Source organism: Streptomyces sp. NPDC050287 (assembly GCF_044459385.1).
GTDB lineage: Bacteria > Actinomycetota > Actinomycetes > Streptomycetales > Streptomycetaceae > Streptomyces.
On record NZ_JBITIY010000002.1, the window covers coordinates 295,276 to 307,408 of the forward strand.

The 12,133-nt window shown below is 71.2% G+C and carries 12 protein-coding genes; 7 read left to right on the plus strand and 5 right to left on the minus strand.

The features are described 5' to 3' along the window. Window positions 1–259: 259 nt before the first annotated feature. Window positions 260–616, plus strand: a complete 357-nt coding sequence (locus ACIBK3_RS06740) for a YciI family protein (protein WP_399362579.1) — start codon at window positions 260–262, stop codon at window positions 614–616. A 164-nt stretch (window positions 617–780) separates the two neighbouring features. Continuing rightward, a complete protein-coding gene (locus ACIBK3_RS06745) occupies window positions 781–2,004 on the plus strand; it encodes an RNA polymerase sigma factor (RefSeq protein WP_399363938.1) in 1,224 nt (407 codons plus the stop codon). 23 nt (window positions 2,005–2,027) lie between these two features. Here the strand turns inward: ACIBK3_RS06745 and ACIBK3_RS06750 are convergent, their stop codons facing one another. Next, entirely contained in the window at window positions 2,028–3,197 is a 1,170-nt protein-coding gene (locus ACIBK3_RS06750) for a methyltransferase domain-containing protein (RefSeq protein ID WP_399362581.1), read from the minus strand. A gap of 91 nt (window positions 3,198–3,288) precedes the next feature. Here ACIBK3_RS06750 and ACIBK3_RS06755 point away from each other — a divergent pair, with 91 nt between their 5' ends. The 3 genes from ACIBK3_RS06755 (at window position 3,289) to groL (ending at window position 6,788) form a co-directional block, all read left to right on the plus strand. After that, window positions 3,289–4,191, plus strand: a complete 903-nt coding sequence (locus ACIBK3_RS06755; RefSeq protein ID WP_399362583.1) for a polysaccharide deacetylase family protein — start codon at window positions 3,289–3,291, stop codon at window positions 4,189–4,191. A gap of 541 nt (window positions 4,192–4,732) precedes the next feature. Next, a complete protein-coding gene (gene groES / locus ACIBK3_RS06760) occupies window positions 4,733–5,041 on the plus strand; it encodes a co-chaperone GroES (RefSeq protein ID WP_003998759.1) in 309 nt (102 codons plus the stop codon). 121 nt (window positions 5,042–5,162) lie between these two features. Beyond that, the gene (gene groL, locus ACIBK3_RS06765; RefSeq protein ID WP_399362585.1) at window positions 5,163–6,788 is read left to right on the plus strand and encodes a chaperonin GroEL; all 1,626 of its coding nucleotides are present in this window, start codon (window positions 5,163–5,165) and stop codon (window positions 6,786–6,788) included. 143 nt (window positions 6,789–6,931) lie between these two features. Here the strand turns inward: groL and ACIBK3_RS06770 are convergent, their stop codons facing one another. From ACIBK3_RS06770 to ACIBK3_RS06780, 3 genes are all read right to left on the minus strand, one after another. Further along, complete coding sequence (locus tag ACIBK3_RS06770; protein ID WP_399362587.1) at window positions 6,932–7,621, minus strand: ester cyclase; 690 nt, start codon at window positions 7,619–7,621, stop codon at window positions 6,932–6,934. 76 nt (window positions 7,622–7,697) lie between these two features. Beyond that, entirely contained in the window at window positions 7,698–8,471 is a 774-nt protein-coding gene (locus tag ACIBK3_RS06775; RefSeq protein ID WP_399362589.1) for an SDR family NAD(P)-dependent oxidoreductase, read from the minus strand. 134 nt (window positions 8,472–8,605) lie between these two features. Then, the gene (locus tag ACIBK3_RS06780; protein WP_399362591.1) at window positions 8,606–9,274 is read right to left on the minus strand and encodes an MOSC domain-containing protein; all 669 of its coding nucleotides are present in this window, start codon (window positions 9,272–9,274) and stop codon (window positions 8,606–8,608) included. 81 nt (window positions 9,275–9,355) lie between these two features. On the opposite strand from ACIBK3_RS06780, the gene ACIBK3_RS06785 reads away from it, so the two are divergent. Further along, window positions 9,356–10,270: a LysR family transcriptional regulator gene (locus ACIBK3_RS06785; RefSeq protein ID WP_399362593.1), complete on the plus strand. Its 915-nt coding sequence runs from the start codon at window positions 9,356–9,358 to the stop codon at window positions 10,268–10,270. Between the two features lie 248 nt (window positions 10,271–10,518). Here the strand turns inward: ACIBK3_RS06785 and ACIBK3_RS06790 are convergent, their stop codons facing one another. Beyond that, a complete protein-coding gene (locus tag ACIBK3_RS06790) occupies window positions 10,519–10,848 on the minus strand; it encodes a WhiB family transcriptional regulator (RefSeq protein ID WP_399362595.1) in 330 nt (109 codons plus the stop codon). 391 nt (window positions 10,849–11,239) lie between these two features. On the opposite strand from ACIBK3_RS06790, the gene ACIBK3_RS06795 reads away from it, so the two are divergent. Next, entirely contained in the window at window positions 11,240–11,851 is a 612-nt protein-coding gene (locus ACIBK3_RS06795) for a response regulator transcription factor (protein ID WP_003948568.1), read from the plus strand. The last annotated feature ends 282 nt before the right edge of the window (window positions 11,852–12,133 follow it).

Consider the following 12,133-nt stretch of genomic DNA (forward strand, 5'->3'; position numbering starts at 1 on the left):
GACCTGTCCGACGCACGGACGACGGTCGCCGCGCCCGTCCATCCCTGATCTTGCGTGGGTATCCCCGGCTTCAGCCGGGGAGGGAAACGCATTATGCGGTTGATGCGGCCGGAGTCGCCCGATGACCTGACCTGGGGAAACGCGACCCGAGAAAAATTCTTCGGGAAATTCCGGCGAGCGTGTCGATCCGGCCGTCTCCTGATCGACGCAGGGGTGACAGACCGGGAACGACCCGGCCCGTACGACACGAGGAGTCACCATGCCCCGCTACCTGTCACTCGTGAAGGTCGACGAGAGCGCCGCGCCCGCCGAGGGACCGAGCCCCGAACTGATGCAGCGCATGGGCGAGCTGATCGAGGAGATGACCAAGGCGGGCGTCATGCTCGACACCGCCGGGCTGACCCCGTACGCGCAAGGGGCCAGGGTCGACTGGGACGGCGAGAAGGCGTCCGTGACCGACGGGCCCTTCACCGAGTCCAAGGAGGTCATCGGCGGCTACGCGCTCATGCAGTGCAAGGACCGGGCCGAGGCGATCGAGTGGACCAAGAGGTTCCTCCAGATCCACGGGGAGCCCTGGCGGATCACCTGCGAGGTGCGGGAGATCGCGGAGGGCTGAGTCCTCCTTGGCCCAGGGCCCGCCGGGGTGTTGCATGGAGGGCTGTGACCTCACAGCCCTCCGGCGCCCCGGAACCGCCCGCAGTGCCCCAGCCCTCACCCTCCGGGGAACCCGCCCAGCCCCCGGCCACCGACCCCCGCCGCACCGTCGAGACGGTCTTCCGGATGGAGTCCCCCCGCATCATCGCCGGGGTCGCCCGGATCGTCCGGGACGTCGGTATCGCCGAGGAGTTGGCGCAGGACGCACTGGTCGCGGCGTTGGAGCAGTGGCCCAGGGAGGGGGTGCCGGGCAACCCGGGCGCCTGGCTCATGGCCACCGCCCGGCACCGCGCCGTGGACCTGATCCGGCGCCGGGAGACCTACGCGCGCAAGCTGGCCGAGATCGGCCGCGACCTGTCGCAGGCGGCCCCGCCCGAGGAGCCCACCGGCCTCGCCGATCCCGCCGACCCCAACGGCATCGACGACGACCTGCTCCGCCTGGTCTTCACCGCCTGCCACCCGGTGCTGTCCGCCGAGGCCCGCATCGCCCTCACCCTGCGGCTGCTGGGCGGTCTGACCACGGCCGAGATCGCCCGCGCGTTCCTCGTCCCGGAGCCCACGGTCGCCCAGCGGATCGTGCGGGCCAAGCGGACCCTGGCCACCAGGAACGTCGCCTTCGAGGTGCCGTACGGTCCCGACCGCGAGGCCCGCCTGGGCTCCGTCCTCGATGTCATCTACCTGATCTACAACGAGGGTTACGCCGCCACGGCCGGCGACGACCTGCTGCGCCCGGGCCTGTGCGAGGACGCCCTGCGGCTGGCCCGCGTCCTGTCCGGCCTGATGCCGAAGGAACCGGAGGTCCACGGCCTGACCGCACTGCTGGAGTTCCAGACGTCCCGCGTCGCCGCCCGCACCGGCCCGTCCGGCGAGCCCGTCCTGCTCAAGGACCAGAACCGCAGCCGCTGGAACCGCATGCTCATCGCCCGCGGCATCACCGCCCTCGGCCGTGCCGACACCGCTTCCACGGGCGCCCTGGGCCCGTACGCCCTCCAGGCCGCCATCGCCGCCTGTCACGCGATCGCCCACTCCTACGAGGAGACCGACTGGCCCCGGATCGCCCAGCTGTACGGCCTGCTGGCCGCCCGCGCTCCCTCCCCGGTCGTCGACCTCAACCGCGCGGTCGCCGTCTCGATGGCGGACGGCCCGGCCCCGGCCCTGGAGATCGTCGACCGCCTGGCCGCCGAACCCGCCCTGCGCGACTACCACTTGCTGCCCAGCGTGCGCGGCGACCTGCTGCTGCGGCTGGGCCGAACCCGGGAGGCGCGGGCGGAGTTCCTACGAGCGGCGGACCTGACGCGGAACGAGCCGGAGCGGGCGTTTCTGCTCCGGCGGGCCGAGGAGTGCGGGTGAGCACGGCGTGCGCAAGGGTTGGGTCATTTCAGGGGGTGACCCAGCAGCATCGTCGGCGCCCCCGCGACCCGGGTCAGGAACACCGTCACCGCGTTCAACCCGTGCGCCTTGGGGAGCGCCTTCCGGCGCAGCTCCTCCGGCTCCACCGCCGACCCGCGCTTCTTCACGGTCAGGACGCCGACCTCCCGTTCCCGCAGCAGGGCCCTCAACTTCTTGACGTTGAAGGGGAGTCGGTCGGTGATCTCGTAGCCGGAGGCGTACGGGGTCGGCTGCGGTGCGTCGGAGGTCACGTAGGCGATCGTGGCGTCCACCAGCCCGCCGTCGAGCTGTTCGGCGACCTCGGCGACCAGGTGGGCGCGGATGACGGCGCCGTCGGGCTCGTACAGGTAGCGGCCGACCGGGCGGACCTGGGGGTCCGGCAGACCTCGGCCCAGGAGGGTGCGCGGGCCGGGCAGCAGGGTCGCGCGGACGGATCCCGGTGCGGTGCCGAACCACAGCACGGCCTCCTTCACGTCACCGCCGTCCGAGATCCACTCGGCCTCGGCCTCGGCGGGCACGGCCTCGTGCGGGATGCCGGGGGCGACCTTCAGCGCCGCGTGCGGGGCCCTGAGGGCGGCCCGGACCGCCCAGGACAGGGGCGGTGAGTACGCCTCCGGGTCGAAGATCCGGCCACGGCCGCCGCGCCGCGCGGGGTCGACGAACACGGCGTCGTACGAGGCCGTGTCCACCTCCGTGACATCCGCCTCCCGCACCTCGACGAGGTCGGCGAGGCCCAGGGCCTCAGCGTTCGCCCGGGCCACCCGGGCCGTCGCCGGGTCGCGGTCCACGGCCAGCACCCGGATCCCCGCCCGGGCGAGCGCGATCGCGTCGCCGCCGATCCCGCAGCACAGGTCGGCCACCGAGGTCACGCCGAGGGCCCGGAGCCGCTCGGCGCGGTACGTCGCCACGCTCGCCCGGGTCGACTGCTCGACCCCGTCGGGCGTGAAGAACATCCGCCCGGCGTCCTCGGCCCCGAACTTCGCCGCCGCGCGCTGCCGCAGCCGGGCCTGCCCGAGCGCCGCCGACACCAGCTCGGCAGGGTGCTCCCGGCGCAGCCGGGTGGCGACGGCGAGTTCGTCGGCGGGGGCGGTGCCGCGCACTTCGTCGAGGAGGGCGCGGCCCTCGGGGGTGAGGAGGGAGGCGAGGTCGTTCACCGGGTCATTGTGGGCCAGTAGGTGGACGGTCCGCCTCCGGCGGCGGTGTCGCCCGGGGTTCCCCGCGGGTGGCCTGCGAGGATCCGGGCCCATGGGGACCGTAGGACAAACATACAAAAAACGGGCCGCACTGACGGCCGCGGTCCTGGCGCTGGCCCTGCTCACCGGCTGTGCCCAGTCCGTCGACCCCATCGAACGGCTGGGCAGGAAGGCAGCCCAGCGAGTGGGCTCCCACGGGCCGTCCGGCACGGGGCGGTCGGCCTCGCACGGAGGGCAGCCTGCCTCGCACGGAGGGCGGCCCGCCTCGCACAGAGGGCGGCCCGCGTACCGCCGCTGGGGCCTCGCAGGCCCCCTGCGGCCCGCCCCGCAGCCTCCCGCCCGGCCCCCCGCCGCCCGTACGGCGGGCCCGGCCCTGCCGCCCGTCGTGCGCCGCGTCCGCACCGCCGACAAGGTCGTCTTCCTCACCTACGACGACGGCGCCGAGCGGGACCCGCGGTTCGTCGACCTGGTCCGTGAACTCCGGCTCCCCGTCAGCATGTTCCTCACCGACAGCGTCGTCGGACCGGGCTACGGCCACTTCGCGCGCCTCCAGGCGGTCGGCGCGAGCATCCAGAACCACACCCTCGACCACCCCGCCCTGCGCGGCCTGCCCTACGCCGGCCAGCGCGCCGAGATCTGCGGCCAGCAGGAGAAACTCCGCTCCCGCTTCGGCCAGCGCCCCCGCCTCTTCCGCCCGCCCTACGGCACCTACGACCCGACGACCCTGCGCGCCGCCGCCGACTGCGGCATCTCGACGGTCGTCCTGTGGCGCGCCTCGATGGAGAGCGGCGAACTGACGTACGCGCCGGGCGAGAACCGGCTGCGCCCCGGCGACATCGTGTCGGTGGCATCGGGCGAGTGGACGGACCCGACCCTGCGGGAGCGCACGGTGCGACTGCTGCGGAAGATCCAGGGGCGGGGGCTGACGGTGGGGAGGCTGGAGGACTACCTGTGACGGGAGTCCGGGTGGGCCGAGCGGTGTCCTCCGGGGGGAAGCCCTTGAGCGGGGCGAGCGTGAGACTCCGGGCGGCCAGACCCTCGGGCGGGGCGAGAGCGTGAGACTCCGGGCGGCGAGGCCCTGGGGCGGGACGAGCGTGAGACTCCGGGCGGCGAGGCCCTGGGGCGGGACGAGCGTGAGACTCCGGGCGGCGACTTTTCTGCGCCGGTCACGGCAATCCCGGCACGTCCCACGATTGAGGACGAGGCCCGTTCAGGGCCGAGAGCGGGGGTCCGGGGGCGGCAGCCCCCAGGCGACGTCCACTCCGGCAAAGAGCACCGCGACAGGGAACGCCGACTGAAAAACCTCGCGCCACGCCGGAGGCATTGGCACTCCGCTTGACCGAGTGCTAATCACAGTCATAGTCTCAGGTCTGGCACTCCCCCCTGGAGAGTGCCAACAACGCGACGGGCAGGTCCGGCACCCGCGACGACGGATCCACCTGGTCGCCACCTCAGACAGTTAACCCCGTGAGATCTCCGAAGGGGGAGGTCGGATCGTGACGACCACCAGCTCCAAGGTTGCCATCAAGCCGCTCGAGGACCGCATTGTGGTCCAGCCGCTCGACGCTGAGCAGACCACCGCCTCTGGCCTGGTCATCCCGGACACTGCCAAGGAGAAGCCCCAGGAGGGCGTCGTCCTGGCCGTGGGCCCGGGCCGCTTCGAGAACGGCGAGCGTCTTCCGCTTGACGTGAAGACCGGCGACATCGTGCTGTACAGCAAGTACGGCGGCACCGAGGTGAAGTACAACGGCGAGGAGTACCTCGTCCTCTCGGCGCGCGACGTTCTCGCGATCATCGAGAAGTAATTCACCGGCTTCATCGAGAAGCACTTGCTTTGAACTGCGCCCCTGGCCTCCCCGACCATTAACCAGCCGGGCGCCCGGGGCGCAGTTCGTTCACCTAGATTTCCGAGAGGGCTACGCTCCCATGGCGAAGATCCTGAAGTTCGACGAGGACGCCCGTCGCGCCCTCGAGCGCGGCGTCAACAAGCTTGCCGACACGGTCAAGGTGACGATCGGCCCCAAGGGCCGCAACGTCGTCATCGACAAGAAGTTCGGCGCCCCCACCATCACCAACGACGGCGTCACCATCGCCCGCGAGGTCGAGGTCGAGGACCCGTACGAGAACCTCGGCGCGCAGCTGGTGAAGGAGGTGGCGACCAAGACCAACGACATCGCGGGTGACGGCACCACCACCGCCACCGTGCTCGCCCAGGCGCTGGTGCGCGAGGGTCTGAAGAACGTCGCCGCGGGCGCCTCCCCGGCCGCCCTCAAGAAGGGCATCGACGCCGCGGTCAAGGCCGTGTCCGAGGAGCTCCTCGCGACCGCCCGCCCGATCGACGAGAAGTCCGACATCGCCGCCGTCGCCGGTCTGTCCGCCCAGGACACCCAGGTCGGCGAGCTCATCGCCGAGGCGATGGACAAGGTCGGCAAGGACGGTGTCATCACCGTCGAGGAGTCCAACACCTTCGGTCTGGAGCTGGACTTCACCGAGGGCATGGCCTTCGACAAGGGCTACCTGTCGCCGTACTTCGTGACGGACCAGGAGCGCATGGAGGCCGTCCTGGAGGACCCCTACATCCTCATCAACCAGGGCAAGATCTCCTCCATCGCCGACCTGCTGCCGCTGCTGGAGAAGGTCATCCAGGCCAACTCCTCCAAGCCGCTGCTGATCATCGCCGAGGACGTCGAGGGCGAGGCCCTGTCGACCCTGGTCGTGAACAAGATCCGCGGCACCTTCAACGCGGTCGCGGTCAAGGCCCCCGGCTTCGGTGACCGCCGCAAGGCGATGCTGCAGGACCTGGCGATCCTCACCGGTGCCACGGTCGTCTCCGAGGAGGTCGGCCTCAAGCTCGACCAGGTCGGCCTGGACGTGCTGGGCTCCGCCCGCCGCGTCACGGTCACCAAGGACGACACGACCGTCGTCGACGGCGCCGGCAACTCGGCGGACGTCACGGGCCGCGTCGCCCAGATCAAGGCCGAGATCGAGAACACCGACTCCGACTGGGACCGCGAGAAGCTCCAGGAGCGCCTCGCGAAGCTGGCCGGCGGCGTGTGCGTGATCAAGGTCGGCGCCGCCACCGAGGTGGAGCTGAAGGAGAAGAAGCACCGTCTGGAGGACGCCATCTCCGCGACCCGCGCCGCGGTCGAGGAGGGCATCGTCTCCGGTGGTGGCTCCGCGCTGGTCCACGCCGCCAAGGTCCTCGAGGGCAACCTCGGCAAGACCGGCGACGAGGCCACCGGTGTCGCGGTCGTGCGCCGCGCGGTCGTCGAGCCGCTGCGCTGGATCGCCGAGAACGCCGGCCTGGAGGGCTACGTCATCACCTCCAAGGTCGCCGAGCTCGACAAGGGCCAGGGCTTCAACGCCGCCACCGGTGAGTACGGCGACCTGGTCAAGGCCGGCGTCATCGACCCGGTGAAGGTCACCCGCTCCGCCCTGGAGAACGCCGCCTCCATCGCCTCCCTCCTGCTCACGACCGAGACCCTGGTCGTCGAGAAGAAGGAAGAGGAGGAGCCGGCCGCCGGTGGTCACTCCCACGGCCACTCCCACTGAGTGACGCGCTCTGAGCGCCACGCTCGGCAAAAGGCCCCGCTCCGCACCTCACCGGTGCCGGAGCGGGGCCCTTCCCCTTCGCGGGTCACATGCCCTTCACAGGGCCGCGGGGCTCAGAGACCGAGGGACCTCGCCTTCGCGGGTCACTCCCCGAACGCGCCCAGCTGCTCCATCAGCCCGGCCCGGTCGTACTCCCACCAGCCCTCGCAGATCTTCCCGTCCCGGAACCGGTGCCAGGTCGTCCCGGTCATGACGACGCTCTGTCCGGTGGCCGGAATCCCCAGGAAATCGCCGGTGTGGCGGCCGGCCCAGGTCCAGCGGGTGCACACCCGGTCGTCCTGGGCGATCTGGTCGTCGACCCGGAAGGTGAACTCGAAGGCCCGCCGCCACCCCTCGTACTGCTCGCGCGCCGCCTCGACGCGCAGGTCACCGGGGTTGGCGGAGTCATGGTCCACGTAGTCGTCCGTGAACCGTTCGAACAGCGACCGCGGATCGCTGCGCCCGGCCTGCTCGAAGAACTCCCGCGCGACCACCGGGTTGAGCTGCTCGTCCCACACCACGTCCAGGTCGGTGAACGTGGGCGTCTCCTCGCACAGGGCGATCATGTCCCGGAAGATCCGGTCGGTCTCCGGCAGCCCGGAGTTCCGCATCGCCTCTTCGTACGAGGGGAACTCCACGATCTCGATGTAGTGCGACGCGTCGGAGCGGTCCTTGCCGACCACCGCGTGGGTCGCGGTCCGCTTCCCCTTGGTCTGCTCGACCCAGGTGTCCATCAGCCGGTTCATCTCGTCGAACCGGTCGGTTCTGCAGTCGATGAGCTGTACGAACGTCATGGCACCGCCTCCGGCCCCCCTGGGCACGGTTCCTTTCCGCCCATTGTCCCACCGGAGACGCGGCGCCACCTGCCCGCTACTGAGGCCCGTACTTGCGCCCCGTCTTCGAGGAGATCCCGCCGAGCAGCGACCGGGGAGTGATCTTCACCAGACCCATCAGTGCCTTGTACCGCGGATCCGGAATCGACAACGACTTCCCGCGCGCCAGATCCGTCAGCGCCGCCGCCACCAGCTTGTCCGCGTCCAGCCACATCCACCCCGGAATGTTGTCCGTCCCCATCCCGGCCCGCTGGTGGAACTCGGTCCGCACGAACCCCGGGCACAGCGCCATCAGCCGTACGCCGCTGCCCGCGAGGTCCTTCGCCGCCCCTTGCGTGAACTGCACGACCCACGCCTTGGAGGCCCCGTACGTCCCGCGCGGCATGAAGGCCGCCACCGAGGCCACGTTGACGACACCCCCGCGCCCCCGCTCCCGCATCGCCTCGGCCGCCGCCGACGTCAGCCGCAGCACCGCCTCGCAGTGCACCTTGAGCATGGTCAGCTCGTCGGCCGTCGACACGTCGAGATAGCGGCCCTTGTTGGCGAAGCCCGCGTTGTTGATCAGCAGGTCGACGGCGTTCCTGCGGTCGCCGAGCCGGGCGGCCACCGCCTCGATCCCGTCGTCCGTCGACAGGTCGGCGGTGAGGACCTCCGCCTCGATGCCGTGCCGGTCGTGCAGTTCGGTCGCCTGTTCACGCAGCCGCTCGGTGTCGCGGGCGACCAGGACGAGGTTGTGCCCATCCGAGGCCAGCCGCCGTGCGAACGCGGCACCGATGCCCGCGGTCGATCCGGTGATGAGAGCCGTTGTCATGGCGCAAGGTTAATGACCCGGACTGCGCGCGTCCGCTCCCTGCACAGGGCCGCCCGCTCTGTGAAGACCGGACGAACGGCACCCCGCCGGGCGACCGTCACACCGGCCCCACGCAGGAGCAACCTGAGTCCCCGTCAGGCACCTTGCTCCGCCACGTACTTCCGTGCCGCCGCCAGCGACTCCGGGTGCAGCGCCTCGCCCGCCGGGAGCAGCCGGGGCAGCAGGCCCCGCTCGGTGGTGACGGCGCGGAACTGCAGAGCCACCGTCACGTCGTGGTCGGGCCGGTGCACGATCTCGATCGGATCGCCCGCCCGTATCTCACCGGGCTCGATCACCCGCAGATAGGCCCCGGGCGCGCCCCTGAGCGTGAACCGCTTCACCCACCTCTTCTCACCCAGGTGGCCCTGGAAGGTGGCGCACGGAATCCGCCCGCAGGTCACCTCCAGCACCACCGTGGACCCGATGCGCCAGCGCTCGCCGATCAGCGCGCCGGACACGTCGAGGCCCTCGGTGGTGAGGTTCTCGCCGAACGAGCCGTGCGGCAGCGCCCGCCCCAGCTCCCGCTCCCAGTCGTCGAGGTCCTCGCGCGCCATCGCGTACACCGCCTGGTCGTCACCGCCGTGGTGCTGTCGCTTGCACACCGCGTCACCGGCCAGCCCGCTCCCGCCGATGCCCTTGGGTCCGGGCGCCGCCACCCGCACGAGTCCCTCCGTCGGCCGCTTGTCGATACCGGTGACCCCTTCCGGGTTGTCCGTGTACGGCACGGCCTTCGGACGGCCCAGATTCAAGGACAGAAGTCTCATGGCGGCACGGTACGAGGCGGACGGACAAAGCGTCGACGCAATATTCGGCACCCTCTCCAAGGCCCGCTTATGCTCGACTCCGTGATCGAGGCCCGTCACCTCCGCGTGCTGCGCGCCGTCGCCGCCACCGGCTCCTTCTCGGCGGCGGGGCGCGAACTGGGCTGCACCCAGCCCGCCGTCAGCCAGCAGATGAAGGCCCTGGAGACCTCCGTCGGCACCCCCCTGCTGATCCGCAGCGGTCGCGAGATGCGGCTGACCCAGGCCGGTGAGGCACTCGTCCGGCACGCCGCCGGGATCCTCGCCGGACTCACCGCGGCCGAGGAGGAGGTCGCCGCCATCGCGGGCCTGCGCGCGGGCCGGGTCCGCCTCGTCTCCTTCCCCAGCGGCAGCTCCACGCTCGTCCCCGCGGCCCTGGCCGCCCTGCGCGCCGAACACCCAGGTACCCGGGTCTCGCTGGAGGAGGCCGAACCGCCCCGGTCCGTCGAACTGCTGCGCGAGGGCGACTGCGACGTGGCGCTCGCCTTCCGCTACGAGGGGGCAGCCGGCGCCGAGGAGTGGGACGACCTGGTCGTACGGCCCCTGCTGACCGACCGGCTCGTCGCCCTCGTACCCGAACGGCACCGCCTCGCCCGGACCGCGTCCGCGGAGTCCGTAGCCATCGGCGAACTGGCGGCGGAACCGTGGATCGCCGGCTGCCCGCGGTGCCGCGGCCAGTTGGTCGAGGTGTGCGAGGCCGCCGGCTTCACGCCCCGCATCGACTTCGCGACCGACGACTACCCCGCGGTGGTCGGCCTGGTGGGCGCGGGCCTCGGCGTCGCCGTCCTGCCCCAACTCGCCGTCGAGTCCGTACGGCCCCGGGGGGCACGCACGCTGACACTGGAACCGCCGGTCCGGCGGGAGATCGTCGCGCTCACACTGCCGGACCTGGCACAGGTACCGGCGGTGGCGGCGACGCTCGACCAACTGGCGCGGGCGGCGGACCGGTCACGGGGCTGAGGGCGGCGGGCCAGAAACCCGGCCAGGCCGGTGGCGTGGCCGAAGGGGCCGGCGGCGGGGCCAAAGGGCATCGTGGTGAGGCCAAAGGCATCTGTGGCGAGGCCAAAAGGGGCAGTGGCGCGGCCAAAGGGGCCGGAGACGCGACCGACCAGGCCCGTACGGTGGCCATCGGCGCCAAAAGGAAGGGCACGCGCGTGCGTGCCCGGTGTGCAGAAACGTTCCTTCAGTTGCTCGGTCGATTGATCCGTTCAGTCGCTCGACGGGCCGTCCCCGGCCGTGGTCGCCGCCGACACCAGCCGGTGACGTGCTCGCCCCATGAGCTCCTCGCGCTCGTCCTCGGTCAGTCCGCCCCAGACGCCGTACGGCTCTCGCACCGCCAGCGCGTGCGCCGCGCACTGCGCACGCACCGGGCACCTCATGCAGACCTCCTTGGCCGAGTTCTCACGAGCACTCCGGGCCGCCCCGCGCTCGCCCTCCGGATGGAAGAAGAGCGAGCTGTCCACACCGCGGCAGGCGGCCAGGAGCTGCCAGTCCCACAGGTCCGCGTTCGGTCCGGGAAGGCGGGAGAAATCTGCCATTGCGTGACCCCTTGTAACCGATCTGGGAGGTTGGCTAGCCATACGGTGTCCATGACCGCACATCTACGATCTAAGGAGATGAAAATATGACTCATTGCGAATCTAGCCTCAGACACCAGTGAATGGGAAGAAAAGGGTCTGAATGGGGCACGCGTTGTGATGAAACGTTGTGGGTGGCCTCGCATGTCTGCCACCGTGTCCGCCCCCTCACGTAGAGTGCCGAAGATGGCACACGGCCCCGTAACTCTTTCGAGTGACCGTCGTTGAGAGTGCGGAGGCGGTTGAGAACACAAGCGCTCGGGCAGGCGTCCGAGTCGGTCAACCGCACAGGTGACGATTTCGTACCAGCCTGGAGGCTCAAGGTGACGTGCATCAGCTGCGGAGGGCGGCCATGACATCCGTCCTCGTCTGCGACGACTCCCCGCTTGCCCGAGAGGCGCTCCGCCGCGCGGTCGCGACCGTGCCCGGCGTCGAGCGCGTGACGACCGCGGCCAACGGCGAGGAAGTCCTCCGCCGCTGGGGCGCCGACCGTTCGGACCTGATTCTGATGGACGTACGCATGCCCGGTCTGGGCGGCGTCGAGACCGTCCGGCGGCTGCTGTCCGCCGACCCCGGTGCGCGCATCATCATGCTCACCGTCGCCGAGGACCTGGACGGCGTGGCCCTCGCGGTCGCCGCCGGTGCCCGCGGCTATCTGCACAAGGACGCCTCCCGAGCCGAATTGCGCGCGACCGTCACCCAGGCCCTCGCCGACCCGACCTGGCGCCTGGCGCCGCGGCGGCTGCGCTCCGCCGAGATGGGCGCCGCGCCCACGCTCACCGCGCGCGAGATCCAGGTCCTGGAGGGCATGAGCCACGGCCGCTCCAACGCCGAGATCGGCCGCGAGCTGTTCCTCTCCGAGGACACCGTCAAGACACACGCGCGGCGGCTCTTCAAGAAACTCGGCGCCTCGGACCGGGCGCACGCGGTGGCGCTCGGGTTCCGCTGGGGCCTGGTGCGTTAGCGCCCACCCGCTGGTCAGGCGGGCGAAAGCTGCGGGCCGTCGGTGGCTGGTCGCGCAGTTCTCCGCACCTGAAGGGGCGCGGTGGCGAGGCCAGTCAAGCGGCTCATTCGGTGCCCGCTGCTCGTTTCGGCGCGGATGCCGCATCCTTGAGGTGTGGAGTTCCTCGGGGACGAGTCGGTCGAGCGGAAGGGGAGGGCGCAGGATATGAGTGCCGGCGCACCTGCTCATAACGCTTCGGTGCACAACGACAAGGGCGATGCCACGCCTCGGACGCCATCAAGG

What these genes read in the sequence shown, in the direction of transcription:
- ACIBK3_RS06795 (WP_003948568.1), top strand. Translation starts at nt 11,240, where the DNA reads ATGACATCCGTCCTCGTCTGCGACGACTCCCCGCTTGCCCGAGAGGCG.
- groL (WP_399362585.1), top strand. Translation starts at nt 5,163, where the DNA reads ATGGCGAAGATCCTGAAGTTCGACGAGGACGCCCGTCGCGCCCTCGAG.
- ACIBK3_RS06755 (WP_399362583.1), top strand. Translation starts at nt 3,289, where the DNA reads ATGGGGACCGTAGGACAAACATACAAAAAACGGGCCGCACTGACGGCC.
- ACIBK3_RS06790 (WP_399362595.1), bottom strand. Translation starts at nt 10,848, where the DNA reads ATGGCAGATTTCTCCCGCCTTCCCGGACCGAACGCGGACCTGTGGGAC.
- ACIBK3_RS06740 (WP_399362579.1), top strand. Translation starts at nt 260, where the DNA reads ATGCCCCGCTACCTGTCACTCGTGAAGGTCGACGAGAGCGCCGCGCCC.
- ACIBK3_RS06770 (WP_399362587.1), bottom strand. Translation starts at nt 7,621, where the DNA reads ATGACGTTCGTACAGCTCATCGACTGCAGAACCGACCGGTTCGACGAG.
- ACIBK3_RS06775 (WP_399362589.1), bottom strand. Translation starts at nt 8,471, where the DNA reads ATGACAACGGCTCTCATCACCGGATCGACCGCGGGCATCGGTGCCGCG.
- ACIBK3_RS06780 (WP_399362591.1), bottom strand. Translation starts at nt 9,274, where the DNA reads ATGAGACTTCTGTCCTTGAATCTGGGCCGTCCGAAGGCCGTGCCGTAC.
- ACIBK3_RS06745 (WP_399363938.1), top strand. Translation starts at nt 781, where the DNA reads ATGGAGTCCCCCCGCATCATCGCCGGGGTCGCCCGGATCGTCCGGGAC.